This is a genomic window from Micromonospora sp. LOL_025, assembly GCF_048060285.1.
Taxonomy (GTDB): Bacteria; Actinomycetota; Actinomycetes; order Mycobacteriales; family Micromonosporaceae; genus Micromonospora.
Map to the genome: position 1 here is coordinate 66,282 of NZ_JBHMIR010000004.1, position 25,528 is coordinate 91,809.

Annotated in this window: 28 protein-coding genes; 21 read left to right on the forward strand and 7 right to left on the reverse strand. The window is 73.0% G+C overall.

Annotated features, from left to right (window positions below; translation table 11 throughout):
* The first annotated feature begins 243 nt into the window (after positions 1 to 243).
* From ACFHW0_RS07085 to ACFHW0_RS07135, 11 genes are all read left to right on the forward strand, one after another.
* Entirely contained in the window at positions 244 to 615 is a 372-nt protein-coding gene (locus ACFHW0_RS07085; RefSeq protein ID WP_416606271.1) for a DUF485 domain-containing protein, read from the forward strand.
* Complete coding sequence (locus ACFHW0_RS07090; protein ID WP_416606273.1) at positions 593 to 2,266, forward strand: cation acetate symporter; 1,674 nt, start codon at positions 593 to 595, stop codon at positions 2,264 to 2,266. The genes ACFHW0_RS07085 and ACFHW0_RS07090 overlap by 23 nt, the downstream gene beginning before the upstream one ends.
* Positions 2,267 to 2,368: 102 nt before the next feature.
* Entirely contained in the window at positions 2,369 to 3,346 is a 978-nt protein-coding gene (locus ACFHW0_RS07095; RefSeq protein WP_416606275.1) for a UDP-glucuronic acid decarboxylase family protein, read from the forward strand.
* 76 nt (positions 3,347 to 3,422) lie between these two features.
* Entirely contained in the window at positions 3,423 to 4,658 is a 1,236-nt protein-coding gene (locus tag ACFHW0_RS07100; protein ID WP_416606277.1) for an LCP family protein, read from the forward strand.
* A 231-nt stretch (positions 4,659 to 4,889) separates the two neighbouring features.
* Positions 4,890 to 6,104: an LCP family protein gene (locus ACFHW0_RS07105; protein WP_416606279.1), complete on the forward strand. Its 1,215-nt coding sequence runs from the start codon at positions 4,890 to 4,892 to the stop codon at positions 6,102 to 6,104.
* 222 nt (positions 6,105 to 6,326) lie between these two features.
* Entirely contained in the window at positions 6,327 to 7,268 is a 942-nt protein-coding gene (locus ACFHW0_RS07110) for an LCP family protein (protein ID WP_416606708.1), read from the forward strand.
* 52 nt (positions 7,269 to 7,320) lie between these two features.
* Entirely contained in the window at positions 7,321 to 7,656 is a 336-nt protein-coding gene (locus tag ACFHW0_RS07115) for a rhodanese-like domain-containing protein (protein ID WP_416606280.1), read from the forward strand.
* A 10-nt stretch (positions 7,657 to 7,666) separates the two neighbouring features.
* Complete coding sequence (locus tag ACFHW0_RS07120; protein WP_416606282.1) at positions 7,667 to 8,458, forward strand: glycerophosphodiester phosphodiesterase; 792 nt, start codon at positions 7,667 to 7,669, stop codon at positions 8,456 to 8,458.
* A 74-nt stretch (positions 8,459 to 8,532) separates the two neighbouring features.
* Positions 8,533 to 9,990, forward strand: coding sequence for an ATP-binding protein (locus tag ACFHW0_RS07125; protein ID WP_416606284.1), 1,458 nt, complete (start codon positions 8,533 to 8,535; stop codon positions 9,988 to 9,990).
* Positions 9,991 to 10,026: 36 nt separating this feature from the next.
* Positions 10,027 to 10,476 (forward strand): ATP-binding protein, encoded by a 450-nt coding sequence (locus ACFHW0_RS07130; RefSeq protein ID WP_416606286.1) that lies wholly within the window; start codon positions 10,027 to 10,029, stop codon positions 10,474 to 10,476.
* Positions 10,477 to 10,536: 60 nt separating this feature from the next.
* Positions 10,537 to 11,421 (forward strand): DUF5926 family protein, encoded by an 885-nt coding sequence (locus ACFHW0_RS07135; protein ID WP_416606287.1) that lies wholly within the window; start codon positions 10,537 to 10,539, stop codon positions 11,419 to 11,421.
* A gap of 183 nt (positions 11,422 to 11,604) precedes the next feature.
* On the opposite strand, the gene ACFHW0_RS07140 is transcribed toward ACFHW0_RS07135, so the two are convergent.
* A complete protein-coding gene (locus ACFHW0_RS07140; RefSeq protein WP_416606288.1) occupies positions 11,605 to 12,831 on the reverse strand; it encodes an arginine deiminase in 1,227 nt (408 codons plus the stop codon).
* Positions 12,832 to 12,994: 163 nt separating this feature from the next.
* Between ACFHW0_RS07140 and ACFHW0_RS07145 the strand changes: the two genes are divergently transcribed.
* From ACFHW0_RS07145 to pheA, 5 genes are all read left to right on the forward strand, one after another.
* Positions 12,995 to 13,735 (forward strand): hypothetical protein, encoded by a 741-nt coding sequence (locus ACFHW0_RS07145; protein WP_121397479.1) that lies wholly within the window; start codon positions 12,995 to 12,997, stop codon positions 13,733 to 13,735.
* Between the two features lie 176 nt (positions 13,736 to 13,911).
* Positions 13,912 to 14,370, forward strand: a complete 459-nt coding sequence (locus ACFHW0_RS07150; protein ID WP_416606289.1) for a hypothetical protein — start codon at positions 13,912 to 13,914, stop codon at positions 14,368 to 14,370.
* A 75-nt stretch (positions 14,371 to 14,445) separates the two neighbouring features.
* The gene (locus ACFHW0_RS07155; protein ID WP_416606290.1) at positions 14,446 to 14,835 is read left to right on the forward strand and encodes an ACT domain-containing protein; all 390 of its coding nucleotides are present in this window, start codon (positions 14,446 to 14,448) and stop codon (positions 14,833 to 14,835) included.
* 260 nt (positions 14,836 to 15,095) lie between these two features.
* Positions 15,096 to 15,593 (forward strand): hypothetical protein, encoded by a 498-nt coding sequence (locus ACFHW0_RS07160; protein WP_416606710.1) that lies wholly within the window; start codon positions 15,096 to 15,098, stop codon positions 15,591 to 15,593.
* 9 nt (positions 15,594 to 15,602) lie between these two features.
* A complete protein-coding gene (gene pheA / locus ACFHW0_RS07165) occupies positions 15,603 to 16,556 on the forward strand; it encodes a prephenate dehydratase (protein WP_416606291.1) in 954 nt (317 codons plus the stop codon).
* Positions 16,557 to 16,688: 132 nt separating this feature from the next.
* Here the strand turns inward: pheA and ACFHW0_RS07170 are convergent, their stop codons facing one another.
* From ACFHW0_RS07170 to ACFHW0_RS07180, 3 genes are all read right to left on the reverse strand, one after another.
* Complete coding sequence (locus ACFHW0_RS07170) at positions 16,689 to 17,411, reverse strand: AIM24 family protein (protein ID WP_416606292.1); 723 nt, start codon at positions 17,409 to 17,411, stop codon at positions 16,689 to 16,691.
* Positions 17,412 to 17,477: 66 nt separating this feature from the next.
* Positions 17,478 to 17,822, reverse strand: coding sequence for a metallopeptidase family protein (locus ACFHW0_RS07175; protein WP_172896728.1), 345 nt, complete (start codon positions 17,820 to 17,822; stop codon positions 17,478 to 17,480).
* Positions 17,823 to 17,978: 156 nt separating this feature from the next.
* Entirely contained in the window at positions 17,979 to 18,410 is a 432-nt protein-coding gene (locus ACFHW0_RS07180) for an OsmC family protein (protein ID WP_416606293.1), read from the reverse strand.
* Positions 18,411 to 18,522: 112 nt separating this feature from the next.
* On the opposite strand from ACFHW0_RS07180, the gene ACFHW0_RS07185 reads away from it, so the two are divergent.
* Complete coding sequence (locus ACFHW0_RS07185; protein WP_416606294.1) at positions 18,523 to 19,269, forward strand: hypothetical protein; 747 nt, start codon at positions 18,523 to 18,525, stop codon at positions 19,267 to 19,269.
* 52 nt (positions 19,270 to 19,321) lie between these two features.
* On the opposite strand, the gene ACFHW0_RS07190 is transcribed toward ACFHW0_RS07185, so the two are convergent.
* Entirely contained in the window at positions 19,322 to 19,843 is a 522-nt protein-coding gene (locus ACFHW0_RS07190; protein ID WP_416606295.1) for a GNAT family N-acetyltransferase, read from the reverse strand.
* Between the two features lie 194 nt (positions 19,844 to 20,037).
* On the opposite strand from ACFHW0_RS07190, the gene ACFHW0_RS07195 reads away from it, so the two are divergent.
* On the forward strand, positions 20,038 to 20,859 hold the full coding sequence (locus ACFHW0_RS07195; protein ID WP_416606296.1) for an HAD family hydrolase: 822 nt from the start codon (positions 20,038 to 20,040) through the stop codon (positions 20,857 to 20,859).
* Positions 20,859 to 21,671, forward strand: coding sequence for an HAD family hydrolase (locus ACFHW0_RS07200; RefSeq protein WP_416606297.1), 813 nt, complete (start codon positions 20,859 to 20,861; stop codon positions 21,669 to 21,671). Before ACFHW0_RS07195 ends, ACFHW0_RS07200 begins: the two co-directional genes overlap by 1 nt.
* Before the next feature lie 33 nt (positions 21,672 to 21,704).
* On the opposite strand, the gene ACFHW0_RS07205 is transcribed toward ACFHW0_RS07200, so the two are convergent.
* A complete protein-coding gene (locus tag ACFHW0_RS07205; RefSeq protein WP_416606299.1) occupies positions 21,705 to 22,313 on the reverse strand; it encodes a bacterial proteasome activator family protein in 609 nt (202 codons plus the stop codon).
* An 83-nt stretch (positions 22,314 to 22,396) separates the two neighbouring features.
* Here ACFHW0_RS07205 and ACFHW0_RS07210 point away from each other — a divergent pair, with 83 nt between their 5' ends.
* Both ACFHW0_RS07210 and ACFHW0_RS07215 read left to right on the forward strand, forming a co-directional pair.
* Positions 22,397 to 23,194 carry an alpha/beta hydrolase family protein gene (locus ACFHW0_RS07210; protein WP_416606301.1) on the forward strand — a complete coding sequence of 266 codons (798 nt, stop codon included), beginning with the start codon at positions 22,397 to 22,399 and terminating at the stop codon, positions 23,192 to 23,194.
* A gap of 79 nt (positions 23,195 to 23,273) precedes the next feature.
* Positions 23,274 to 24,467, forward strand: coding sequence for an ABC transporter substrate-binding protein (locus ACFHW0_RS07215; RefSeq protein WP_416606303.1), 1,194 nt, complete (start codon positions 23,274 to 23,276; stop codon positions 24,465 to 24,467).
* 219 nt (positions 24,468 to 24,686) lie between these two features.
* On the opposite strand, the gene ddaH is transcribed toward ACFHW0_RS07215, so the two are convergent.
* Complete coding sequence (ddaH, locus tag ACFHW0_RS07220) at positions 24,687 to 25,520, reverse strand: dimethylargininase (RefSeq protein WP_416606305.1); 834 nt, start codon at positions 25,518 to 25,520, stop codon at positions 24,687 to 24,689.
* Positions 25,521 to 25,528: the final 8 nt, after the last annotated feature.

A 25,528-nucleotide genomic window follows, 5' to 3' on the forward strand; every position in this document is an offset into this window, starting at 1 on the left:
GGCGCGCCTCGATGTCGGACACTTCGCGGCCGGCGGGGTGGCAGACCCTCTCGACCGGGCGTCCGTTCGGCCCGCCCCGGCCGCGCCCGTGACCGGTGAACGGAGTGAGCTGCGTCACTCGGCGCAGCCACCGTGCCGTTCGGCGCAGCCGCCGACCGGCGTCGATCTCGCCCTTCCCCGGCGGGGAGCGCGCTTTCTACGGTGCGCGAAACTCCCCACGCCTGTGAAGGTGGTGATCCACAAATGTCCACGGACACACCCGCGTCCACGCCGTCGGCCTCGGCGGCGGACCGGTACCTGGCCGTACAGCGGTCGGACGAGTTCGCCGGGTTGCGGCGCACGCTGCGCGGCTTCATCTTCCCGATGACCGTCGCGTTCTTCCTGTGGTACGCGCTCTACGTGATCCTGTCCGCGTACGCGCGGGACTTCATGGGCACGAAGCTCTTCGGCAGCAACATCAACGTCGCCCTCGTCTTCGGCCTGCTCCAGTTCGTCTCGACCTTCCTCATCGCCTGGCTCTACTCCCGTTTCGCCGACCGGAAGATCGATCCGGTGGCCGACCGGATCCGCGCCGAGATCGGGGAGGTGGGCCATGAACACGGTCCTCGCGGCTGAGGCGGGCAGCACCACCGCCCGCAACCTCACCATCACGCTCTTCCTGGTCTTCGTGGCGGTGACCCTGGCCATCACCATCTGGGCCAGCCGGCAGACCAAGACCGCCACCGACTTCTACGCCGGCGGCCGGTCCTTCTCCGGCTTCCAGAACGGCATGGCCATCGGCGGCGACTACATGTCGGCCGCCTCGTTCCTCGGTATCGCCGGCATCATCGCCCTCTACGGCTACGACGGCTTCCTCTACTCGATCGGCTTCCTGGTCGCCTGGCTGGTGGCGCTGCTGCTGGTCGCGGAGCTGCTGCGGAACTCCGGCCGGTACACGATGGCCGACGTGCTGGCCTTCCGGATGCGCCAGCGCCCGGTGCGGACCGCCGCGGCCGTCTCCACCATCACGGTGTCGATCTTCTATCTGCTGGCGCAGATGGTCGGCGCGGGTGCGCTGGTCGCCCTGCTGCTCGGCATCAAGCCGGGCACCACGTTCCTCGGCATGGACGCCGACACCGCCAAGGTGGCCACCATCATCATGGTCGGCGCCCTCATGATCGTCTACGTCACGGTGGGCGGCATGAAGGGCACCACCTACGTGCAGATCGTCAAGGCGTTCCTGCTGATGGGCGGCGCGCTGGTGATGACCCTGCTGGTGCTGGCGAAGTACAAGTTCAACCTGTCGTCGCTGCTCGGCGACGCCGCCGCCTCCTCGGGCAAGGGCAGCGCCTTCCTCGAACCCGGGCTGCGCTACGGCGTCGAGGTGGCCGGCAACGCGACACAGACCTTCTACAACAAGGTCGACCTGCTGTCGCTCGGCATCGCGCTGGTGCTCGGCACCGCCGGCCTGCCGCACATCCTGATCCGCTTCTACACCGTCCCGACGGCCAAGGCGGCCCGCAAGAGTGTGCTCTGGGCGATCGGCATCATCGGCACCTTCTACCTGCTCACCCTGGCCCTCGGCTTCGGCGCGGCGGCGCTGGTCGGCAGCGAGGCGATCATCGCTCAGGACAAGGCCGGCAACACGGCGGCGCCGCAGCTCGCCGAGGCGCTCGGCATCGACTTCCTCGGCGGCGACCTGGGCGGCGCCACCCTGCTCGCGATCATCGCGGCGGTGGCCTTCGCCACGATCCTGGCCGTGGTGGCCGGCCTGACCCTGGCCTCCTCGTCCAGCCTGGCGCACGACTTCTACGCCAACGTGATCAAGGACGGGACGGCGTCCGAACGGCAGGAGGTCAGGGTCGCCCGGGTCTCCGCCCTGGTGATCGGCGCCATCTCGATCGTGCTGTCGATCTACGCGCAGAACCTGAACGTGGCCTTCCTGGTGGCGCTGGCCTTCGCGGTGGCCGCCTCCGGCAACCTGCCGGCGATCCTCTACAGCCTGTTCTGGCGGCGGTTCAACACCTCGGGCGCGGTGTGGGCCATCTACGGCGGCCTGCTCTCCGCCGTACTGCTGGTGTTCTTCTCGCCGGTGGTCTCCGGCGCGCCCACCTCGATGTTCCCCGAGCAGGACTGGCAGTGGTTCCCGCTGTCCAACCCGGGCATCCTGTCCATCCCGTTCGGCTTCCTGTGCGGGTGGATCGGCACCGTGATCTCCAAGGAGCACGACGAGGAGAAGTACGCGGAGCTGGAGGTGCGTTCCGTCACCGGCGCCGGCGCCCACTGACGGCCTCCCACAGGTGCGGGGAAGGGCCCTTCGTCGTCGCCGGGCGACGAGGGGCCCTTCCTTGCGTCAGGGCGGCTCGGGGCAGTGGGTAGGCTGACCGGCATGAACGCTGTTGCCCGCTTCGGACCCGGTCACCGCATCCTCGTCACGGGCGGCGCCGGCTTCGTACCATCGCACCTGGTGGACGCCCTGATCGCTCGCGGCTGCACCGTGGTCGCGCTCGACAACTTCATCACCGGGTCGAAGGAGAACGTCGCCCACCTGCTGGACGAGCCGAACTTCACCCTGGTCGAGGCCGACATCTCCGACGGCCTGCCGACCCACCACCCGGCGATGGCCGAGCGGTTCGACGCCATCCTGCACATGGCCTCGCCGGCGAGCCCGACCGACTTCGAGAAGCTGCCGGTGGAGATCCTCCGCGTCGGCTCGGTTGCCACCCTGCACCTGCTGGACCGCGCGGTCGCCGACGGCGCCCGCTTCCTGATGGCCTCCACCTCCGAGGCGTACGGGGACCCGAAGGAGCACCCGCAGCCCGAGTCGTACTGGGGCAACGTCAACCCGATCGGCATCCGCAGCGTCTACGACGAGGCGAAGCGCTTCTCCGAGGCGGCCACCATGGCCTACCACCGCAACCGCGGGCTGGACACGGCCATCGTCCGGATCTTCAACACGTACGGCCCGCGGATGCGCCCGGACGACGGCCGGGCCATCCCGACCTTCATCTCCCAGGCGCTGCGCAGCGAGCCGATCACCGTGCACGGCACCGGCAACCAGACCCGGTCGATCTGCTACGTGTCCGACCTGGTGCACGGCATCCTGCTGCTGCTCGACTCCCGCGAGACGGGGCCGATCAACTGCGGCACCGAGCACGAGATGAGCATGCGGCAGCTGGCCGAGACGATCGTGTCGCTCACCGGCAGCAGCTCCGAGGTGACCTACATCACCCGCAGCGCCGACGACCCGGAGATGCGCCGCCCGGACCTGACCCTCGCCCGCGAGCTGCTCGGATACGAGCCGACCGTGGCGCCCGAGGACGGCCTGCGCCGCACCATCGAGTACTTCCGCGAGCGGATGGTCTAGCGGGCGTGCCGCCGCCGGCGCACACGTCGGCGGCGCTACGGGGCGACAGTGGCCGCGCGTACGTACCCTGAGTTACATGTCAGCGACCATGCCCGCCGGAGTTCCACTCCCGCACCTGCACCGCAGCGCCGGGCGCGCCTCGGTGCCCGGCCCCGGCCGGGACGCCGGACGCGCCCGGCCGGTCGAGGCCCGCTGGTCCCCGGCGGCGGACGAGCCACGGGCCGGCGGCCCCGGCGGTCCCGCGGGGCCGGGCGGACCGGCCGGCCCAGGCGGACCGGGCGGACCCGACCGGCCGGGCCGGCGCGGCGTCCGCCCCCGGTGGGGCCGAATCGCCCTGGTGGCCGGCGTGGCCGTGCTGGTGCTCGCGCTGCTCGGCGGGGCGGGCGCCTGGTTCTACGCCCGCGGCCTCAACGACGACCTGGCCCGCACCGACCCGTTCTCGGAGATCACTGGGGGCCGCCCGGCCAAGGCGGTGGACGGCGCCCTGAACATCATGCTGGTGGGCAGCGACTCCCGGGACCCGGACGCCCCCGTGGACAAGTCCAGCAAGTGGCGGGCCGACACGATCATCGTGATGCACATCCCGTCGGACCACCAGAAGGCCTACCTGGTCTCCATCCCCCGCGACCTCTACGTGCCGATCCCGGAGGGCGCCAACGCGGACTGCGGCAGCGGGCAGCGAGGGAAGATCAACGCTGCCTTCGCCTTCGGCGGGCTGCCGCTGGCCGTCCGGACGGTGGAGTGCTTCACCGACGTGCGGCTCGACCACGTGATGGCGATCGACTTCGCCGGCTTCAAGCAGGTCACCGACGCCCTCGGCGGCGTCGACCTGAAGGTCGAGCGGACCATCACCTCGATCCACAAGCCGTACCGGACGTTCACCAAGGGCACCAACCACATGGACGGCGCCGAGGCGCTGGACTGGATCCGGCAGCGCAAGCAGTTCCCGGACGGCGACTTCGCCCGGATGCGGCACCAGCAGGAGTTCCTCCGCGCCCTGATGGACAAGGCGGCGAGCACGGGCACACTGACCAATCCGAAGAAGCTAAACGACTTCCTCAAGTCGGTCACCGCCGCGGTCACCGTCGACCAGAGCTTCTCGCTGGTCGACATGGGGGTCCAGTTCCGCAACCTGCGCGGCGAGAACCTCACCTTCGTGACCAGCCCGCACGTCGGCAGCCAGACCATCAACGGGGAGTCGGTGGTGGTGTCGGACAAGGAAAAGGCGCTGACCATGTACAAGGCGATGTCGGCCGACACCATGACGGCCTGGGTCGAGGCCAACCAGAAGAAGGACGGCACCGGAAACTGACCAGCCCCGCCGGCCGGCCCTCCCGTGATCGACAAACGTCATCACGATTCGGAGGGCCGGCCGACCGCTTCCTGTGAGCCAACCGCCGACCAGCCGTATCGATCTGTCCGTTCGGTCAGTTTTCCTGGATGACGGCCGTACGAACGGTATTTGACGGTCGGACGACCTCGCCAGGACGGGAAAGCGTCCGTAAAGTGATCCCGCCCCCTGACAACGCGAGCTGGAGCACGCATGCCGGTTCAGACCAGCCGTCGCCCTCCGGCGCTGGAGTCCCCCCGTGGCCCGGTCCGGGCCTCCACGAGCATCCCGAAGCAGCCCGTCAAGGGCGGCAAGCCCGGTGGCGGGTCCGCGAAGAAGCGGTCCCGCCGCAAGGATCCGCTCTGGGCCCGACTCACCCTGATCTTCGGCGCCGTGCTGATGGTCGCCAGCGGTGCGGCCATCGTCGGCAGCAAGGCGCTGATCAGCAGCGCCACCGGCAACATCGCCCAGCGCAACCTGCTCGGCGACGCGGGCAAGACCGACGCCGAGGGTGGCGCCAGCCTGGACGGCCCGATCGACATGCTGCTGCTCGGTGTGGACGCCCGGGAGCGGTGGGCCGCCGACGACGTGCGGGCGGACAGCATCATCGTGCTGCACATCCCGGCGACGCACGACCAGGCGTACCTGATCTCGATCCCCCGGGACACCGAGGCCCAGATCCCGGCCTTCAAGAAGAGCGGTTACTCCGGCGGCACCGACAAGATCAACGCGGCGTTCCAGGCCGGCGCCCGCAACGGCGGCGGCTGGGAGGGCGGCGCCCAGTTGATGGCGCAGACGATCAAGAAGATGACCGGGATCAGCTTCGACGGCGCGGCCATCATCAACTTCGGCGGATTCAAGAACGTCATCGAGGCCCTCGGCACCGTGCGCATCTGCGTCAAGCAGGAGGTCGAGTCGATCCACATGTCGTACGTCGACGGCAAGCCGATGTGGAACGCCGACGCGAAGAAGACCGGCAAGCGGATGACGCCCGTGGTGCACAAGAAGGGCTGCCGCGAGATGGAGGGCTGGGCGGCGCTGGACTACTCCCGGCAGCGCAAGAGCCTCAAGAACGGCGACTACGACCGGCAGCAGAACCAACAGCAGCTGATCAAGGCGATGGCGAAGAAGGCCACCCAGGACGGGACGCTGACCAACCCGATCAAGCTGAACAAGCTGATCGAGGCGGCCGGCAAGGCGTTCATCCTCGACACCGCCGGCGTGCCGGTCGCCGACTTCGTCTTCACCATGCGCGGGGTGACCGGCAACGACCTGGTGATGCTCAAGACCAACGGCGGCACCTTCCACAGCGACGGCAGCCGCGAGACGCTGAGTTCGCAGACGCTGGACATGTTCCGCGCGGTGAAACAGGACAAGCTGGCCGAATTCGTCTTCGCCAACCCCGAGGTCGTCTCGAACCGCGAGTGACGCCGGCCGTCCGCGCCGATTCGCCGGGCGATGTCGGCGAAGCGGCCCGGACGGCCGGAGCCGACGCCTAGCCTGACGTGAGAAGCATTCACGTACGGGTCGCGGGGAGGCGTCACGTCCAGATCGACGGGCGACGGTCGGGGCCGGGCCGGGGCCGACGCCCGGCCCGCCCGGCCGCCCCGCGTCCGCTGGCCCCGGCTGCTGCTCGGCCTGGGCCTGGCCCTGGTCCTGCTGGCCGGGCTCGCCGTGGCGGGTCTGAACGCGCTGACCGACCGGTACGAGGGCAGCGTCGTCCGGGAGCAACTGCTCGACCCCACCGCCCGCCAGGAGCGCACCGACCCCGACGGGCCGCTGAACTACCTGCTGGTGGGGACCGACCGGTGGCAGAGCGGCAGCGCGGCGGACCGACGCTCGGACACCATCCTCATCGTGCACGTCCCCGCCGGCGGGCGCGAGGCGTACCTGGTCTCCGTCCCCCGGGACCTGCTCGTCGCCATCCCCGCCGGCAACGGCTACGGCGGCGGCCAGGACAAGATCAACGCGGCGTACGAGCACGGCGGCGGCGGCCAGGCGGGCACCCGGCTGCTCTCGGCCACCCTGGCCCGGCTGACCGGCGTCCGCTTCGACGGCGCGGCACTGATCGACTTCTCCGGTCTCCGCAAGGTCATCGACCTGCTCGGCGGCGTACGCATGTGCGTGGACACCGAGGTCCGCTCGATCCACACCGACCGCGTCTTCCCGCCCGGCTGCCAGCAGATGGACGGCGGCCAGGCGCTCGACTACGTCCGGCAGCGCTACGACCTGCCGGGCGGCGACTACGACCGGCAGACCCACCAGCAGCAACTGCTCCGGGCGATGCTGGAACGCGCGAGTGAGACGTCGCTGCGGACCAACCCGGTCAAGCTGGACCAGGTCATCCGCGCCGTGGGCGCCTCGTTGACCGTGGACACCAACGGCGTACCGCTGGAGGACCTGGTCCTCGCGCTGCGCGACCTGCCGGCCGACGCGCTGCGCGGCGTGCAGGTCCCCTCCCGCCCCCAGACCATCGACCAGGTGTCGTACGTGGTGCTCGACAACGGCGGAAACGGCCTCTTCGAGGCGGTACGCGGCACCCGAGTGCCGGACTGGGCGCGGGCCAACCCGCGGTGGGTCACCCGGTTGTGACGTCGGGGGCGGCCCGCCACCGGCCGCCCGGGCGAGGATCTAGGCTTGGCCCGTGTTCGGACCCCAGGTTCCCACCGTGACCGTGACCGAGATCGCCGACGACGCGTACCTGCTCGACGTCCGGGAGGACGACGAGTGGCACGCCGGCCACGCCCCCGGAGCGCACCACCTGCCGATGATGGAGCTGCCGGCCCGCATCGCCGAGGTGCCGACCGACCGCGACGTCGCCGTCATCTGCCGCTCCGGCGGGCGCTCCGCACAGGTCGTCACCTACCTGATGCGCAACGGCTGGGACCAGGTGCGCAACGTCGCGGGCGGGATGGGCGAGTGGGCCGCCGCCGGGCGACCGGTGGTCGGCGAGGACGGGCAGCCGGGCCGGGTCCTCTAGGACGGGCGGAATGGACGCCCCTCTCGTCTTCGCCCACCGCGGTTCCTCCCACGACCTGCCCGAGCACACCCTCGCGGCCTACCTACGGGCCCTCGACGAGGGGGCCGACGGGCTGGAGTGCGACGTCCGGCTGACCCGGGACGGCCACCTGGTCTGCGTGCACGACCGCCGGCTCGACCGCACGAGCAACGGCCAGGGGCTGGTCAGCGCCCGTACCCTCGCGGAGCTGGAGGCGCTGGACTTCGGCTCCTGGCACCCCGGCTGCACGCCCGCCGACGGCGACGAGGTGCTGGACGAGTCGCACACCCGGCTGCTCACCCTGGAGCGGCTGCTGGACGCGGTGCTGGCCGCGGGCAGGCCGGTGCGGCTGCTGATCGAGACCAAGCACCCCTCCCGCCACGGCGGGAACGTCGAGCGCCGGCTCGTCGCGATGCTGCGCCGGTACGGCCTGGCCGAGCCGAAACCGGACGATCCCGTACGGGTCACCGTCATGTCGTTCTCGCCGCTGGCCGTACGCCGGATCCGAGGGCTGGCCCCCGCGCTGCCCACGGTGCTGCTGCTGGACGTGCTGCCGCGCTGGGTATGGCTGGGGCGGCTGCCCTTCGGCACCCGGATCGCCGGCCCCGGCGTCGCCCTGGTGCGGGCCCGTCCGCAGTTGGTGCCCGCCCTGCGGGCGGCGGGCAACCAGGTCTTCGTGTGGACCGTCAACGAGCCGGCGGACCTGGACCTCGTCCTGGCCGCCGGGGTGGACGGCATCATCACCGACCGGCCGGCGCACACGCTGGTCAGGCTGGGCCGCTGACCGGGGTGGCGCCGGGCGGAGGCCGGGTCGGGCAGGGGTGGTCCCGGGACGGAACGGCGGGGCACACTCGGAGGATGCCGGAGCGCACCGACCTCTCCGCTCTCATCGCCGGCCACACCACGGTGATCGAAATGATCAACTCGGGCGGCACCGGCCTTCCGGTGCTCACCCACCTGCTCCGCGTGGCCCGGTCGGCGCTCGGCGCGGCGGGCACGGCGTTCGTCGAGTTCGCCCCGACCGGCGGCCGGGTGATCGCCGCGACCGGCGCCGCCGAGTGGGCCGTCGGCCACCCCGTGCCGGCCGACGACCCCGCCACCGTCTGCCTGCTCTCCGGCGCGCGGGTGCGCCAGGTCCGCACGGACGAGCTCACCGGCAGGCTCTGCGGTGAACTCGCCGAGCGGGGCCTGCTCCGGATGGTGGTCTCCCGCGCGGAGATCGGCGGGCTGACGGTCGGCAGCCTGCACGTGCTCTATCCCGACGGCGACGACCCGCTGGACGCCGAGCAGCACGCCGTCGCGGGCTACGTGGCCTCCTGCATCGCCCACATGTACGGCGACCAGACCGGGCTGCCCGTGCACGGTGACGGGCCGGTGGTGGCGGCGCTGGCGGACGGCCTGGCCGTGGTGGACCGGGACACCCACGTCCGGCTCTGGAACCCGGCCGCCGCCCGGGTCACCGGCCGTTCCGTGGCCCAGGCGCTCAACCGGCCGCTGCCCTTCCCGCTGCCCCCGTCCGGGCAGGTGCTCGACCACCGGATGCCGGACGGCCGCTGGCTCAAGATCACCTCCGGCGAGCTGCCCGGCCCCGGCACCCTGCGGGTGGTCACCTTCCGGGACATCACCGACCAGCAGCGCCGCGACCACGACCGGGACCTCTTCGTGGCGGTGACCAGCCACGAGCTGCGTACGCCGGTGACCGTGATCAAGGGCTACGCGGACACGCTCACCGACCACTGGGAGTCGCTGACCGAGGCCGATCGGCGGCAGGCCGCCCGCGTGATCGGGCAACGCGCCAACGAGCTGGCCCGGCTGGTGGACCGGCTGCTCTCCTCCGCCGCCGAGGCGGGGCCGGGCGACGAGCCCTCCGCCCCGTACGACCTCGGTGACGCGCTGCGCGCGGCGGCGGTCGACCTGCCGGCGGAGCTGCGGCAGCGACTCGTCCTCCGCCTACCCGCGGACCTGCCCAAGGCGCTCGGGCACCGGCTGAGCCTGGCCACCGTGCTCACGGAGCTGTGCACGAACGCCGGCAAGTACTCCGCGCCGGGCTCGCTCATCGAGATCACCGCCGACGCGGACGGGTCGACGGTCTCCTTCCAGGTGCGCGACCGGGGCATCGGCATCCGGCCGGAGCACGTGGAGCGGGCCTTCGACCGGTTCTGGCAGGGCGAGTCGGGCGACCGCCGCCGCTATGCCGGGGCAGGACTCGGCCTCTATCTCGTCCGTCGGATCGTTGAACAGCAGAATGGATGGGTATCCCTACGGCCGAGGGCCGGTGGCGGTACGGTCGCAGAGGTGCGGCTGCCCCGCGGGTGACCGGCGACGGGCAACGGGGGCGTGAAGGGACGAAGGGTGTCGACGGGAGCTGCCGATCGGGCGTGGTGCGTGGTGGTGCCCCACCACGCCGCTGGTGCACGGGTGGCGCGGCGACGCCTCGCCGAGGAACTGGCCGACGTCGTACCCCCGCCGCTCCTGGCCGACCTCGTCGCGGTCCTGGCCGAGCTGGTCGGCAACGCGATCCGGCACGCCGATCCGCTGCCCGGCGGAGTGGTCCGGGTGGCCTGGCGGCTGCGCCACTCGCCCGGCGGCCAGCAGGTGCAGCTCCGGGTGACCGACGGCGGCGCCGCCGCCGGCCCCACGATGCGGATCGCCGACACCGACGCCGTCGACGGCCGGGGGCTGCACATCATCTCGGGGCTGGCCGACCGCTGGGGCGTCGAGCGGGACGGCCTGGGCCAGAGCGTGTGGGCCGAGTTCGACCCCGCCGACGTCACCCGGTCGGACCTGGCCGTCGCCGGCTGACCGGCCGCGAGGGCGGGTCCTGCCCCCACCGGGCGGCGGGGGCCTCTAGGCTGTCTCGCCGTGAGCAAGCGTCGAAAGAGCCAGCGGGCCGCCGAAGCCACCCCCAAGCGGGAGAAGGTACGGGACATCTTCGTGCCCCGACCGTTCGAGGGGCTGACCGACGAGCCGGAGTGGATCGCCCTGCGGGAACTGGTGCCGGCCGCCTCGGCACCGCTGCGGCTGGCCCCCGCCCTGGTCGAGGAGTTCGGCGACCGGGAGGTCACGCTGGCCACCGTGCTGCCGATGGCCACCCCCGCCATGACCAAGCCGGACGGGCGGGTCCTCATCGGGCTCCAGCGTCACCTCCAGTCGGGCGACGTCTCCCGGGACCTGGCCGAGGCGCTGCTCTGCGCGCTGCGGGCCGAGCCGGGCCGCCCGGTGCCCGTGCCGCCGCTGCCCGGCCCCGGCCCCCGGTTGCAGGACGTCCTCGTCGACGGCCCGCTGGAGGTCAGCATGCAGGACGGGTTCGAGTTCTGGCTCGACCCGGGGGCCGGCGACGACCCGAACGTGCAGGCGTCCCTGGAGCGGGCGAACGCCGCGATCTACCCCACCGTACGGCTCTCCGCCGCCCGGGCCGCGTACTGGTGCCAGGTGCCGGAGAAGGCGCACGTGCGCTGGGTGCTGCCCGACGACGAGGACGCCGCGCTGGACGCGCTGGCCCGGCTGAGCGTCGCCGGCACGCTGGTGCTCGGCGAGAACACCCGGTTCGCGGGCATGTTCCGGGCCCACGGCCGGCTGGTGCCGGTGTGGGACCTGCCGGAGGACGTCCCGGCCGCCGACTGGGAGCAGCCGGTCGCCGACTTCGCCAAGCGGTACGCGGAGGCGCTCGCCGAGCCCGCCCCGCTGGACGCCGCCGGCCGCCGGGCCCGCCACGGCCTGCTCGGCCGCCAACTCACCCTGCGCTGAGCCGGGTGCCTCCGCCGGGGCCGCCGCTCGGCGGCTTCGGCGGGGCCTCCGGTCTCCGGCCTGCGACGCCTGGCGGGATGCCTGCGAGCGCCCGCAGGGGGTCCTGGCGGGTCGCTGCGGGCAGTGCTCGCGGGGCCTGGCGGGTGCCTGCGGGGCCTGCGGCGCGCGGAACGGGCCTTCTGCCTACGGGAGAGGTGCCGGCCCGCCCAGCGGCTCGCGGACCAGCGGGCAGGACATGCAGCGCGGTCCGCCCCGGCCCGAGCCCAGCTCCGAGCCGGCGATCGGGATCACCTCGATGCCGGCCCGCTCCAGTTGCGCGTTGGTCTCCGTGTTGCGCTCGTAGCCCACGCAGAGCCGGGGCGCGAGGGCCAGGGTGTTGTTGCCGTCGTCCCACTGCTCGCGTTCCGCCGTGACCGGGTCCAGGCCGGTGTCGATGACCCGGAGCTGGGCGAGGTCCATCGCGTCGGCGGCGGCCCGCAGGAACGGCGCCGGGCCGTCCACCCGCGGGTCCTCGCCGTCCGCCCCGGCGATCACCGTGTACGCCGACAGCGTGTGGGCGATGTTCGGGTACATCAGCACGGCGTCGACGTCCACCATCGTGCAGACGGTGTCGAGGTGCATGGTCGCCCGTTCCTGGGCGATCGGGACGACGAGGATGGTGTGCGCGAGCCCGGCGGCGAAGACCTGCCGGGCGAGGCGTTCCGCGCCGGCGGGCGTGGTCCGCTCGCCCACCCCGACGGCCAGCACCCCCGGCGCGAGCAGCAGCACGTCGCCGCCCTCCAGGTGCTCCAGGCCGGGCTGGTAGACGAGTTCGGTGCCGGCGAAGCGCGGGTGGTGCCGGTAGATGGCGTCGGTCAGCGTGGTCTCCCGCCGCCGCGCCGGCATCGCCAGGCTGGTCACCCCGACCCGGTCGCCGACCCAGAACGAGGAGTCCCGGGTGAACAGCAGGTTGGGCAGCGGGTCGATGACGAAGTCGTGCCGGTCCATCAGGGTGTAGACGAGGCCGCCCGGCCGCTCCCTGCTGACCCGCAGTTCCTCGTGGGCGAGCCCGGCGATGAGCACGTCGGCGAGCGCGACGGGATCGAGGTACGCGAGGTGATCGGCGACCCGGGCGCGTAGCGAGTCGCCGAGCCTGGGTGAACGGAGCACCTCCTCGGTGAGTTCGGCCCGCGCGTCGGCGACGGCGAGCGTCTCGGCGAGGAGGGTGGCAAGGTAGAGCACCTCGACGCCGCGCTCGCGCAGCGCAGCGGCGAAGGCGTCGTGCTCCTCCTGGGCGCGGCCGACCCACGGGATGGCGTCGAAGAGGAGCGAGTCGTTGTTGCGGGGGGTGAGCCGGGCGAGCTCAGGACCGGGGCGGTGCAGCAGCACCGTCCCGAGCCGACCGACTTCGCTGTCCACGTAGTGGGTCACCCTCGCAGCGTAGGGCAGGGTTTGGCGGCATCCGATAAAACAGGGGTGGATGAATATGGCATTCATCCGCACTCACTCCGGCGTTCCAACTTGCCGACACAGGGGACTGGCAACGTAGGGTAGTGAGGACATAACTTCGAGGGACCTTTTGCCGGAGGTCGCGATGACTGTCTTTCCCGCTCGTCAAGCCGTACCGTCCGCCCGGGCACTGCCGCCCGCGGCGGTGCCACACCCCCGTGTGGAGTCGCCGGGGGTGCTCGCACCCGTCCGTCCGTCCCCGTTGGAGTGGGCCCGCCGCCGCAGGGCGGAGCGGGGCGCCCGGCGGCTGGAGGCAGCCGGGGCACGGGCGCTCGGCCGGCTCGACCATCTCGGGCCCGCGTGGCACGTCATCGAGTGGCCCCGCACGGACGCCTCCGACCTCCTGCTCGACCACGAACGCGACGAACGCGCAGGCTTCCTCGCCATCGGGCCGAGCGGGCTCTTCGCGGTCACCATCGCCGACCACGGCCGGGCCCGGGTGCTGGTCGCCGGCGACGTGGTCCAGATCAACGGGAAGCGACCGCCCTACGTGGCCGAGGCCCGCCGCGACGCCAAGCGCGCCAGCAAGGCCCTCTCCGACGCCGTGGGGCTGCCGATCCCGGTGACGCCGGTGCTGACCTTCGTCGGCTCCGGCGTCATCAGCGTCTACGGCCTGCCGAAGGACTGCCTCATGGCCACCCACCGCGAGCTGGACCGCCTGCTCGTCGCCGGGGGCAGCCGGATCAGTCCGGCCACGGCCGAGAAGCTCTCCCGGGTCGCGCAGCACCCGGAGACCTGGGTGAACGGCGCGTACCGCCCGGCCGCGGACTACCGGTGGTACGAGGGCGGCCGAACGGCCGCTGACAAGCCGGCCAACCGACGGTAACGTCACCGGCGACGCCACGCACCCGGGTGCCGGTTGGCACCCGTCGGTCGCGCCGTCGCCGGCCGCCTGGTCAGGGCACTCCCTCACCCACCGGCGGCCCGGCGACCACGCGCGGTCGGCGTCACCCGCGACGACCGGCTAGCGTGGACGGACCGTCGGTGTACATAGGAGGCTCGGTGGCCCACGTCGAACTCTCGCTCTCTGACGTGTTCGTGCCGGCGGCGGGAACACCGACAGGGCAGGAGTTCGACAATCTCGGTCGGTGGTCGTCGACCGTCTCCCACGCCGACGAGCCGTGCCTGCTGATCGACTCCGGGACGAGGGTCGTCGCCGTCTCCGTCGCCGGTTGCGACCTGCTCTGCCTGGGCGACCCGGAGGACGTGACCGGGCTGCCGCTGCTCGACGGCGGGCTACGGCTGCTCGATTTCACGGCCAACCGCTGCGAGCTGACGGAGCCCGAGATCGACAAGATCCCGCCGCTGCTGGCCCTCTCCTCCGGGCGCCTGGCCCGAGGGCTGCTCCGGGTCCAGGGCGCGTCGACCGACGCGCCGGACTCGACCGTCGACGCGATCTCCACCCCGGTGTTCACCAGCGGGACGGTCGCCGGTTCGCTCACGTTCTTCTCCCCGGTCTGACCAGCGGCGGGATGTGGCGTTCGCCGCACGCGGCGAATCTGGGGCGGGCCCGCACCGAGGCCGTAAGGTGCCCTCATGCTCGATATCGCTCTGCTGCCGGGGAAGTACGCCGTGTGCCGCCTGGCCGCCGGCTCCGCCCTGCCGCCCGAGTTGTCGGGCGGGCTGAGCAACGGCGACGTCGTCACGGTGAGCTGGACGGCCGACGGGATCTCGCTGATCTGCCCCGCCGACCGGGCGCCCGAGCAGGCCGTCGGCGAGACCGCCTGGCGCTGCCTGCGGGTCGCCGAACCGCTCGACCTGGCGGTCAGCGGCACCCTCGCCGCGCTGGTGGACCCGCTCGCCGCAGCCCGGGTCAGCGTGGTCGCCTTCTCCACCTACGACACCGACTACCTGCTGGTTCCCGCCGTTCGGCTCCGCGAGGCCACCGCCGCGCTGGAGCGTGCCGGCCATCGCGTCCTCGTCTGATCTTCACCCGACCGCCGGTTCCTCCTAGGATGGGCTCGGCCTCCCGGCCGCAGTGACGCTCCCCGATGTCCCGAGGATCGGCCGTGCCGCCCACCCCCTCGCGCCACGCCAAGCCCGCCCGACCGCCCGGCCCCGCCGCCCGGCCCGGAGCGGTTCCGCCGTGCGCCCGGACCGACCGGCCGTCGGCTCCGCCCCCGCCGCTCGTCCGCCCGTCGTCCCGCCCGGTCCCGCCGGCGTACGCCCGCCGCCTCGCAGCCGTCGTGCTGCTGGCCGCGCTGCCCCTCGCCGGCTGCGGCACCCCACCGGAGCTGCGCCGGCCCGCCCCGACCACCGCCCCGACCCGCACCACGGTCCCCACCACGCCCAGCGCCGCGCCGACGCCCCCGCCCGCCACCGGCCTGCCCGGCGCCGGGGGGAACACCCCCACGGCCGACCCCGGCCTCGTCGCGGTCCCCTGCCCGGACGGCCCCTCGGGAACGAGGATCGTCGACCTGGTGCGGGGCCGGGGTGGCGTCCTGCCGAACGGCGTCCGGGTCCGGGTCCGGACCGGGCCGCTCTGCGCCGGTGAGTGGCACTACACGGTGCTCGACGTGACCGGGCACGAGACGCTCCAGGTGATCACCCAGGGCCGGCCGGGTGCCCCGCGCCTGGTCACCGCCGGCACCGACGTCTGCACCGCCGAGGTCCGCGCCGCCGGACCGCCCGGCATCCGGACGCGCGTCTGCGAGGGCGGGTCGCTCGGCGTACCGGGTGCGTAGGCTGTCGCCATGCCGGGAACACCGCCGACGCGCTTCGTCTACCTCGGGCCGGAGGGCACCTTCGCCGAGCAGGCGTTGAACAGCATCCCCGCCGCCGAGCGGGGCAGCCGCACGCCGGCCCGCAGCGTCCCCGAGGCGCTGGAGAGCGTACGGGCCGGGGAGGCGGACTCGGCCCTGGTGCCGCTGGAGAACTCGATCGGCGGCGCGGTCGGGGTGACCCTGGACGAACTCGCCGAGGGCGAGCCCCTGGTGATCACCCGCGAGGTGATCCTGCCGGTCGAGTTCGTGCTCGCCGCGCGCCCCGGCACGACGTTCCCGCACGTACGCAGCGTCGCCGCCCATCCGCAGGCGTCCACCCAGTGCCGGGGTTGGCTGCGCGCGCACCTGCCCGACGCGGTCGTGGTCGACGTGCTCTCCAACGGAGCGGCCGCCGCCGGTGCCGCCGCCGGCGAGTACGACGCGGCGATCTGCGCCCCGATCGGTGCCGGCCGGCACCGGCTGGACGTGCTCGCCGACAAGATCGCCGACCACCCGGACGCGGTGACCCGCTTCGCGCTGGTGTCCCGCCCCGGGCCGCCCCCGCCGCCGACCGGCGACGACGTGACGTCGCTGGCGGTCTACATCGCCCACGACCGGGTCGGCGCGCTGCTGTCGGTGCTGATGGAGTTGGCCGTCCGTGGGATCAACATGAGCCGGATCGAGTCCCGCCCGACCGGGGAGGCGCTCGGCCGGTACGTCTTCTTCCTCGACTGCGCCGGGCACGTGGCGGACGTGCGGCTCGGCGAGGCGTTGCAGGGGCTGCGCCGCGTCTGCGCCGACGTGCGCTTCCTGGGCTCGTACCCCCGGCACCGGTTCCCCGGGACGGGCGACCGCCCGATCCCGCCCCCCGCCGGCCTCTCGGACGCCGACTACGCCGACGCCGCCGCCTGGCTGGCCCGCCTCCGCGCCGGCGACCTCAGCTGACGGCAGCCCCGGAACCGCACCGCACGGGAGCTGGCCGCGCCCTCCGCAACGGCACCGCCCCCGACCCGCGTCGGATCCGGCGGGGCCGGTCGGCGCGGGGCGGGGGCGGCGCGAGGCGGTGCGGGGCGTGCCTCAGCTGAGCAGGCCGCCCAGGAGCCCGCCCTGCTGCTCCTGGGTGCCGCTGCCCATGATGGGCGGCTCCTCGGAGGGCTGGACGACGACGAAGCCCTGACCGGCGAAGCTCATCGTGAACGACTCGCCGGTGCGCCGGCCCAGCAGCGTGCCGAGGCCGAGCTGCTCGGCGCGGTGGTAGCCGGTCTGGAGGTTGGCCGACCAGCAGACCGCCGCCTGCGGGTCGACGTAGGTGGGGGCGTCGACGCTGAGCACCACCGGGGTGCCCTTGGTGGTGATGGCGATCCGACCGTGACCGCTGAAGACACAGTTGAACAGGCCGGAGGAGGACGCCATGCCGGCCCCGCCGACCATCCGGACGTCGTACTGGAGGGTGGAGTCGAAGGCCAGCACGCTGGACCCGTTGATGGAGAGCGCGTCGCCGGGCTCCAGGTCGATGACGTGCACGTCCTTGGCGAAGTCGGCGAGGAACACGTCACCCCGGCCGGAGACCTTCATCAGCGGGACGCCCTCGCCGGTCAGCTTCTGCTTGAGGAACTTGCCGAGCCCGCCGGAGCCGAGCGCCTGGAACTGCACCTGCCCCTGGTAGGCGACCATCGACCCGACCCGGGCCATCGCCTCGCCGTTGAGCTCGATCTTCAACATCTTGGAGTTCTGCAGCCGCATGCCGGGCTGCGCGGACTCCTTCTCCAGGTTCTCCGCCGAGAACAGCTCGCTGCGCATTGGAAGTGCCTCCTGAGTTCGCGGTACCTGGACCGACGGTAGGCGACCGAGGCAACAACCGCCCGCCTAGCCCCAGCCCAGCTCGTGCAGGCGGGCGTCGTCGATGCCGAAGTGGTGGGCGATCTCGTGCACCACCGTCACCGCGACCTCGTCCACGACGTCCTCGTCGTCGTCACAGATGCGCAGGATGGGGTTGCGGTAGATCAGGATGCGGTCCGGCAGCACGCCGGCGTAGTCCCAGCCGCGTTCGGTGAGGGCGTGCCCCTCGTAGAGGCCGAGCAGGTCCTCGCCCGGGGGCGGGTCGTCCTCCACCAGGATCACGACGTTGCTCATCAGGGCGAGCAGTTCCTCGGGCACCTCGTCGAGCGCGTCGCCGACCAGCTCCTCGAAGCGCTCGCGACTCATCTCCACCGGCACCCCGCCCATTCTGCCCGACGACCCGGCCCGCCCGCGCCGGTCGGACCCGCCGGCCCGAGCGCCGGCCCGGCTCGGCGGACCGCCACGGGGAACGCGGACCGCCACGGGGAACGTGGTCCCCGTGGCGGTCGACGCCGACGGACGGGACGGTCAGGAGGCGAGGCGGGCGGTCAGGCTGATCTGGGCGCCAGGGGCGAGCAGGCGGGAGATCGGGCAGTTCTCCTTGGCGGTCTCCGCGAGCTTGGTGAACTGCGCCTCGTCGATGCCGGGCACCTGGCCGACGGTGTCCAGCTCGATCCGGGTCACCGTCATTCCGGCGTCGGTCTTGTCGAGGTGGACCTTGGCGGTGGTCTCCACCGAGCTGGGCGGCGAGCCGGCCTCGGCGAGGGCCTTGGAGAACGCCATCGAGAAGCAGCCGGCGTGGGCCGCACCGATCAGCTCCTCGGGGTTGGTGCCCTCACCCTCCTCGAACCGGGACTTGAAGGAGTAGTTCCCCTCCAGCCCGCCCTTGCCGGTGCGGATCGTGCCGGACCCCTCGGTGAGGTCGCCCTGCCATTGTGCGGAAGCGGTACGGATAGGCATGCACCCGACGCTAGCCCAACGGGCACCCGTCGGCGACCGTTCACGCTCCGCGTCACCGGGTGCGTACTGTGTCATGATTCGGGGCAGGCCCGCGAACGCGGAAGGGTGGCCGATGTCCCAGGATTCCCCCATTCCCCGGCAGGAACAGCGGTCCGACGGTGCAGCCGTCCTGGAGTGGGGCAGCACGGAGCCGGACGGGCCGGGGCGGTTCGGGCGTACGTTCTCCGGCCTGGGCCGGGACCGCCGCCTCCCCGTGCTGCTCGCGGCGCTCGGCGCGGTGGCCGCCCTCGCCTCGATGCTCGGCGAGTGGCAGGTGATGACCATTCCCAACGCCGGCCCGCAGGGCAACACGCCGCTGCGGGTGCCGGGCGGGGTGTCCGACATCGGCGGGTTCGGAGTGGGTTACCTGGTCGGGCTGTTCGCCCTGGTCTGCGCGGTGGTGCTCGCGCTGCGCGGCACTGTCGCGGTGCGTCCGAACGCCCGGCTCGCCGGGCTGGCGGTGGCCGTGGCGCTGCTGGGGCTGCTGGTCGCGACCGCCGCCTCGCTCGACGAGGCCGGCCAGCGCGTCTTCTTCTACTCGACGGACGACGGGTTCCGGGTCGAGTACGGCCGGGGCCTGGTGACCGCGTTCCTGGCCTGTGCGCTCTTCGCGGCGGCGCTGAAGCTGGCCCCGGCCGGTACGGCCCGGCTCCCCGGTGAGCCGGACGACGCGGTCGGGACGGACGGCGGGAACGAGGCGGCGCCGGTGGCCTGGCGTCGCCGCAGGTCGCGGGACGTGGCGGACGACGGGCCGCCCGCGCCGGCCGACCTCACCGTCGGGCCGACCGTCCCCTTCGCCCGTCCCGAACCCCGGGACTGACCGGTCGCGGGCCCCACCCCGCTCCGGTGACCGCCGGCGCGCCCGGCCTCCCTCAGGGGGCCACCCAGCGGACCTCGCCGTCCGATCGCTCGTCGGTGGCCCGCAGGCCGAGCCGCTCGGCCACCCGGGCGGAGGCCCGGTGGTCGGGGTGCACGTGCGCGACCAGCGCCTCGATGCCGTGCTCCGCCAGCCAGCCGACCAGGCCGACGGCGGCCTCGCCGGCGTAGCCGCGGCCCTGGTGCGGCGTCAGGACGACCCAGGCCAGCTCGGCGACCGGCCGATCACCGTCGAGCCGCAGGGTGGCCTGCACGGTGCCGACCGCGTCGCCGCTGTCCCGGTGCCGGACGACCCAGTTGAGCCAGCCCTCTTGGCCGTCCGGGGACCGCCCCGCCGTCTGCCGGCGGTACCGCTCCCGGAGCTGCTGCGGGGTGGCCGGGCTGCCGCCGATGTACTCGTGCAGGGCCGGGTCGTCCAGGAGGGGGGCGAGTTCCTCGGCGTGGTCGAGGCGGAGCGGCTCCAGCAGCAGCCGCTCGGTGTCGACGGCCTCCGCCACCGGCCAGTCCCGCTCTCCCACCCGTCCACCGTACGGCCCGCAGGAGGGTCCCGGACGGGACACCGGCAGGCCGTCGACCGTTGGCACCGCATTCGCCGGAACGCCATGGTCGGGGCCCGTTCCGCGAGGTACGTTTGCTGCCCGCCGTCACCAAGAGGTCGAGGCACCGAGGACCGAGACGGCTGGCTGCGACGGCGGCGGGCGAAGGAGGAACGATGACCCGCCCGGGCCTGCCCAAGCTGATCGCCACGGATCTCGACGGGACGCTCGTCCGCAGCGACGAGACCGTCTCCGCGTACACCCACGAGGTGCTCGACCGGGTGCGGGCCGCCGGCATCCCGGTGGTCGGCGCCACCGGGCGCGGGCCCCGCCTGGCCGAGCTGACCCGCAACGACATCCGGGCGGCGGACTTCCTGGTGATGGCCGGCGGCGGCCGGGTCGTCGACCAGAGCGACCCGTCCGGGCCGGTGGTGCTGCGCGACGAGCGCCTCTCCGCCGAGGTGCTGGCCACGCTGCTGGCCGACCTGGAGGCGGCCGTCGGGCCGCTGACCGTGATGGTCGAAGCGTCGGACGAGCACGACGCGCCGCTCTGGGGCGACTACCACCCGAGCTGGCCCTACCAGGACGCGTTCGAGACGCGCAGTCGCGCCGAGTGCCTCTCCTGCGACGTGATCAAGGCGTTCGTCCGGACCGCCGACCACCACGTCGACGAACTGCTCGCGGTCGCCCGGCAGGTCGTCCCGCCGGAGGTCGCCACGCTCACCCAGGCCGGGCTGGGCTTCGTCGAGATCTGCCCGCCGGGGGTCGACAAGTCCACCGGGCTGACCGTGGTGGCGCAGCGCCTCGGCGTCGACCCGGCCGAGGTGCTGGTCTTCGGCGACATGCCCAACGACCTGCCGATGTTCGAGTGGGCCGGCTGGGCCCGGGTCGCGGTCTCCAACGCCCACCCGACGGTCCGCGCCGTCGCGGACGAGGTGACCCTGCGCAATGACGACGACGGGGTGGCGGTGTACCTCGATCGGCTACTGTCCCGCTGATGGGAGAGGCACCACGGCTGATCGCCACCGACATCGACGGCACCCTGCTCAGGGACGACCGCACGCTCAGCCCGCACACCGCCGAGGTGCTGGCCCGGCTGTCCGCGCGGGGCACGCCGGTCGTGCTGGTCACCGGCCGTCCCATCCGATGGCTGAAGATGGTGTACGAGCAGCTCGCCGAGCCGCTGCCGGCGATCTGCGCCAACGGCGCGGTGGTCTACGACCCGGTCACGGACGAGGTGCTGCGGGCCGATCCGCTCGCCCCGCAACTGCTCGCCGAGGTGGCCCGGCGGCTGCGCGCCGAGGTGCCCGAGGTCAGCTTCGCGGTGGAGATCGTCGACAGCCGGCAGATGCGGCACGAGGCGCACTACCCGCTGCGCTGGGACGCCGACCACGACGCCATCCGGGCGGTCGAGACCCCCGAGGAGCTGCTGGCGGCGCCGGCGGTGAAGCTGCTGGCCCGCTCCGCCGAGCAGGACCCGGACGCGTTCGTCGCCCTGGTGGCCGCGGCCCTCGGAGGGCTGGCCGAGGCGACCCACTCGTCGTACTCGGGGCTGGTGGAGATCTCCGCCGCCGGCGTGACCAAGGCGGCCGGGCTGGCGTGGTACTGCGCGCGGCTCGGCATCGACGCCCGGGACGTGCTCGCCTTCGGCGACATGCCGAACGACGTGCCGATGCTGACCTGGGCCGGACGGGGGGTGGCGGTGGCGAACGCGCACCACGCCGTCCTGGAGATCGCCGACGAGGTCACGGCGGCGAACTCGGCGGACGGCGTGGCGGCGTACCTGGAGAAGGTCTTCGGGGTGGGGTGAGCGGCCGGCCGGCGTCCCCGGCCGGCCGCGCGGTCAGAGGTACTGGCCGGTGCTGTGCCCCTCGCCGCCCTGCGGCGGCTGGCCCATCCCCGGCATGCCCGGCAGCATGGCGCCGCCGGGGCCGCTGGGCAGCGCCTGCCGGCCGGAGCGCATCTGCTCCAGCTGCACGCGGGCGGCCATCTGCTGCGCGACAAGGGCCGCCTGGATGCCGTGGAACAGGCCCTCCAGCCAGCCGACGAGCTGGGCGTGCGCGATGCGCAGCTCGCCCTCGCTGGGCGCCTTCTCCTCGGTGAAGGGCAGCGAGATGCGTTCCAGCTCCTCGCGCAGCTCGGGGGCGAGCCCCTCCTTCAGCTCGACGATCGACCGCTCGTGGATCTCCCGCATCCGGTGCCGGCTGGCGTCGTCGAGCGGGGCGGCCTTGACCTCCTCGAGCAGCTGCTTGATCATGCTGCCGATCCGCATCACCTTGGCCGGCTGCTCGACCAGTCGGGTCGGGTCCTCGCCGTGTGCCTCGTCGGTCTGCACGGTGCCGACGGGTCGCCCGTCCGGGCCGACCACCACCACCGTTCCGGAGTGACCGGTGCCATCCTGGCCCGGCTCGTCGTTCTGTCCAGCGGAGTGCGCTTCGGTCATGGGACCCATCTTTACCCAGCCGCGAGCGCCCATGCGCCCGGGGACCGATCCCCGGCCTCGGATCCGCGCGTGATCCGCGCTACGGTCGCGCCATGCCCGCCGACCCCCGCGACGTGCTCAGCCGGCCCGCTCCGGCCCCCGACGTCACCGTCTCCTACGGCGAGGACCCGGACCAGCTCGCCGACCTGCGTCTCCCGGCCGGGTCGGGCCCGGCCCGTCGGCTGGTCGTCGTGGTGCACGGCGGCTTCTGGCGGGCCGAGTACGACCGGCGGCACACCGATCCGCTGGCCGCCGCTCTGGCCGGGCTGGGCCACCCCGTGGCGCAGGTGGAGTACCGCCGGACGGGGCAGCCGGGTGGCGGCTGGCCGGCGACGCTGACCGACGTGCTGACCGGCGTGACGGAGCTGCCCCGGCTCGCGGCCGAGGCGCTGCCCGGCCGGGTCGCCGCCGGGTCGCCGCTGCTGGTGGGCCACTCGGCGGGGGGACACCTGGCGTTGTACGTGGCGGCGACCGCCCCGGACGCCGTCGGCGGCGTGCTGGCGCTGGCCCCGGTGTCGAACCTCGCGGAGGCGTACCGGCTGGACCTGGACGAGGGGGCGGTGGCCGCGCTGCTGGGCGGCGGCCCGGCGGACCACCCCGAGCGGTACGCCGCAGCGGATCCACGGTCATTGGTGCCCGTACCGACACGGACAGTAGTCGCGCACGGCGCGTTGGATGAGCACGTGCCGGTCGGGATGAGCCGGGAGTTCGTCGCCGCCGGGCGGGCGGCGGGCGGCGACATTCACCTCGTTGAGCTGGCGGAATGCGAGCATTTCGGGCTCATCGATCCGGAGTCCGCAGCGTGGCCGCAGATCACGGCTGCTTTCCGATCGCTGCGGGAAGATCGCTAAGCATTGACGCAGCGTCGCTGACCGGGTAGAACGCCGAGGGGGCGTGATCCGCCCTGCAACGCTCCCCGGAAGGAACTCGGTGTCGCAGATGAACCGCAGGCGGGCCCTCCAACTGCTGGCCGCGCTCGGTACGGCCGGACTGGTCGCCGGGTGCGGCACCGACGACGCCGACGGCGAAACGGCCACGGGCAGCCCGATCAAGATCGGCCTCGTGGCGCCGACCAGCGGCGGCCTCAAGGCGATCGGCGACGAGATCACCAACGGCTTCCAGCTCTTCCTCGACCTCAACGACAAGCTGCTGGGCGGGCACCCCACCACTCTGCTCACCGCCGACGAGGGCGAGAGCGTCAAGACCGGCAAGGCCGCCGTCGAGGGGCTGCTGAAGCAGGGCGTGCTCGCCCTCACCGGCGTGGTCGACGCGAACGTCATGTCCGCCATCCGGGACACCGTCGAGCAGGCCCGGGTGCCCCTGATCGGTTCCAACGCCTCGCCGTCCAGCCTCCAGAGCGTCGTCTACATCTGGCGGACGTCGTACGTGCTCGACGAGGCCGGCCGGGCGCTGGGCCGCTACCTGCGCGAACAGCTGGAACCGTCGGCCCGGCTGGCGATCATCGCGCCGGACAGCGTCGGCAGCCAGGACGTGGTGCGGGGCTTCCGGCAGGAGTTCGGCGAGTCCGACCCCCGGATCAAGGACCCGGTGGTCTCGACGGAGGTCTTCACCAACCCGTCGAAGTCCGCGTACCGGGCCGACATCCGCAAGGCGCTGGGCCGCAACCCGACGGCGGTGTTCTGCTTCTTCGCCGGGCCGGCCGCCGTCGAGTTCATCAAGCAGTTGCGCATCGAGGGGTTCACCGGCAAGGTCTACGCCCCCGGCTTCCTCACCGAGGGCGCCGTGCTGGGCAGCGTCAAGGCCGAGGACGCGCTGGGCATCCAGACGGCGCTCAACTACTCGTCCGACCTGAACAACACGGCCAACCGCCGGTTCGCCTCGGCATACCGCAAGAAGCACGGCACCTCGCCGACCACCTACGCGATGGCCTCGTACGACGCCGCGCAGGTGCTCGACCAGGCGATCCGGATCGCCGGCGGGTCACCCACCCCGCAGCAGGTCAACCTGGCCCTCGGCAAGATCGGCCAGATCGACAGCCCGCGCGGGGTGTGGCAGTTCAACCAGCCGCGTACGCCGCAGCAGAAGTGGTACCTGCGCGAGGTCCAGCTCGACGGCCAGGTCCTGTCCAACGTCCTGGTCACCGAACTAGCCACCCTCGGCTAACCCCACCCCACCCCACCCCACCCCACCGCCCCCCGCCCCGCCCCGCCCCGCCCCGCCCCGCCCCGCCCCGCCGATCATGCAGTTGTGGTGGGGGATGAAGTGCGCATTCCAACACGCAACCGGCACCACAACTGCATGATCGACGCGTCGTCAGGAGCGGGGGCGGGGAGGGGTGGGGAGGGGCGGAGGGGCGGGGAGGGGGGATGGGAGGGCGGGCGGTCAGGGGCGGAGTTCGGCGATGCAGCACTTCACGCTGCCGCCGCCCTTCTTCAGCTCGGCCAGCTCGACCGGGACCGGGTGGTAGCCGGCCGCCTTCAGCTTCCCGGCCAGCCGGGTCGCCTCGCTGTTCAGCACGACGTTGAGCCCGTCGCTGACCAGGTTGAGGCCGAAGGCCAGGGCGTCCTCGGCGTCGGCGACCACCGCGTCGGGGAACATCTGTGTGAGCACGCGCTGGCTGGCGGCGGAGAAGGCGCCCGGGTAGTAGACGATGTTCTCGTCGTCGATCGAGGCCAGCGCGACGTCCAGGTGGTAGAAGCGCGGGTCGACCAGGCGCAGCGACACCACGGGCCGGCCGAGCGCCTCCTGCGCCTCGGCGTGCGCCGGCAGCTCGGTGCGGAAGCCGTGACCGGCGAGGATCAGCCCACCGTGCGCCTCCGGCAGGTACGCGAAGTCGCCCTCGCCCTCGTTGGTCTCGATCGGCGCGATGAACCGCCAGCCCTGCGTCTCGTAGAACGCCCGGTGCGCGGCCGCCTCGGCGGCCCGCTGCTCGTGCTTGAACTGCGCGCCGTAGACCGTGCCGTCGACCACGAACGCCCCGTTGGCGGCGTAGACCATGTCGGGCAGCCCCTGCTCGGGGGTCAGCAGGTGCACCTCGTGGCCGAGACCGACCAGGGTCTCCCGCAGGCGGTCCCACTGCTTGACCGCGAGCTCCGAGTCGACCGGGGTGCTCACGTCCATCCACGGGTTGATCGCGTACTCGACCGCGAAGTGCTCGGGCGAGCACATGAGATATGTCCGCTTTCGCGGGACTCGCTGCTGGTTCACGGTGACCAAGAGTAGGT

Excerpts from the sequence above, each read along its gene's own strand:
- ACFHW0_RS07085 (WP_416606271.1), top strand. The coding sequence starts at position 244 with ATGTCCACGGACACACCCGCGTCCACGCCGTCGGCCTCGGCGGCGGAC.
- ACFHW0_RS07090 (WP_416606273.1), top strand. The coding sequence starts at position 593 with ATGAACACGGTCCTCGCGGCTGAGGCGGGCAGCACCACCGCCCGCAAC.
- ACFHW0_RS07095 (WP_416606275.1), top strand. The coding sequence starts at position 2,369 with ATGAACGCTGTTGCCCGCTTCGGACCCGGTCACCGCATCCTCGTCACG.
- ACFHW0_RS07100 (WP_416606277.1), top strand. The coding sequence starts at position 3,423 with ATGTCAGCGACCATGCCCGCCGGAGTTCCACTCCCGCACCTGCACCGC.
- ACFHW0_RS07105 (WP_416606279.1), top strand. The coding sequence starts at position 4,890 with ATGCCGGTTCAGACCAGCCGTCGCCCTCCGGCGCTGGAGTCCCCCCGT.
- ACFHW0_RS07120 (WP_416606282.1), top strand. The coding sequence starts at position 7,667 with ATGGACGCCCCTCTCGTCTTCGCCCACCGCGGTTCCTCCCACGACCTG.
- ACFHW0_RS07125 (WP_416606284.1), top strand. The coding sequence starts at position 8,533 with ATGCCGGAGCGCACCGACCTCTCCGCTCTCATCGCCGGCCACACCACG.
- ACFHW0_RS07145 (WP_121397479.1), top strand. The coding sequence starts at position 12,995 with ATGACTGTCTTTCCCGCTCGTCAAGCCGTACCGTCCGCCCGGGCACTG.
- ACFHW0_RS07155 (WP_416606290.1), top strand. The coding sequence starts at position 14,446 with ATGCTCGATATCGCTCTGCTGCCGGGGAAGTACGCCGTGTGCCGCCTG.
- pheA (WP_416606291.1), top strand. The coding sequence starts at position 15,603 with ATGCCGGGAACACCGCCGACGCGCTTCGTCTACCTCGGGCCGGAGGGC.
- ACFHW0_RS07170 (WP_416606292.1), bottom strand. The coding sequence starts at position 17,411 with ATGCGCAGCGAGCTGTTCTCGGCGGAGAACCTGGAGAAGGAGTCCGCG.
- ACFHW0_RS07180 (WP_416606293.1), bottom strand. The coding sequence starts at position 18,410 with ATGCCTATCCGTACCGCTTCCGCACAATGGCAGGGCGACCTCACCGAG.
- ACFHW0_RS07185 (WP_416606294.1), top strand. The coding sequence starts at position 18,523 with ATGTCCCAGGATTCCCCCATTCCCCGGCAGGAACAGCGGTCCGACGGT.
- ACFHW0_RS07195 (WP_416606296.1), top strand. The coding sequence starts at position 20,038 with ATGACCCGCCCGGGCCTGCCCAAGCTGATCGCCACGGATCTCGACGGG.
- ACFHW0_RS07200 (WP_416606297.1), top strand. The coding sequence starts at position 20,859 with ATGGGAGAGGCACCACGGCTGATCGCCACCGACATCGACGGCACCCTG.
- ACFHW0_RS07205 (WP_416606299.1), bottom strand. The coding sequence starts at position 22,313 with ATGGGTCCCATGACCGAAGCGCACTCCGCTGGACAGAACGACGAGCCG.
- ACFHW0_RS07210 (WP_416606301.1), top strand. The coding sequence starts at position 22,397 with ATGCCCGCCGACCCCCGCGACGTGCTCAGCCGGCCCGCTCCGGCCCCC.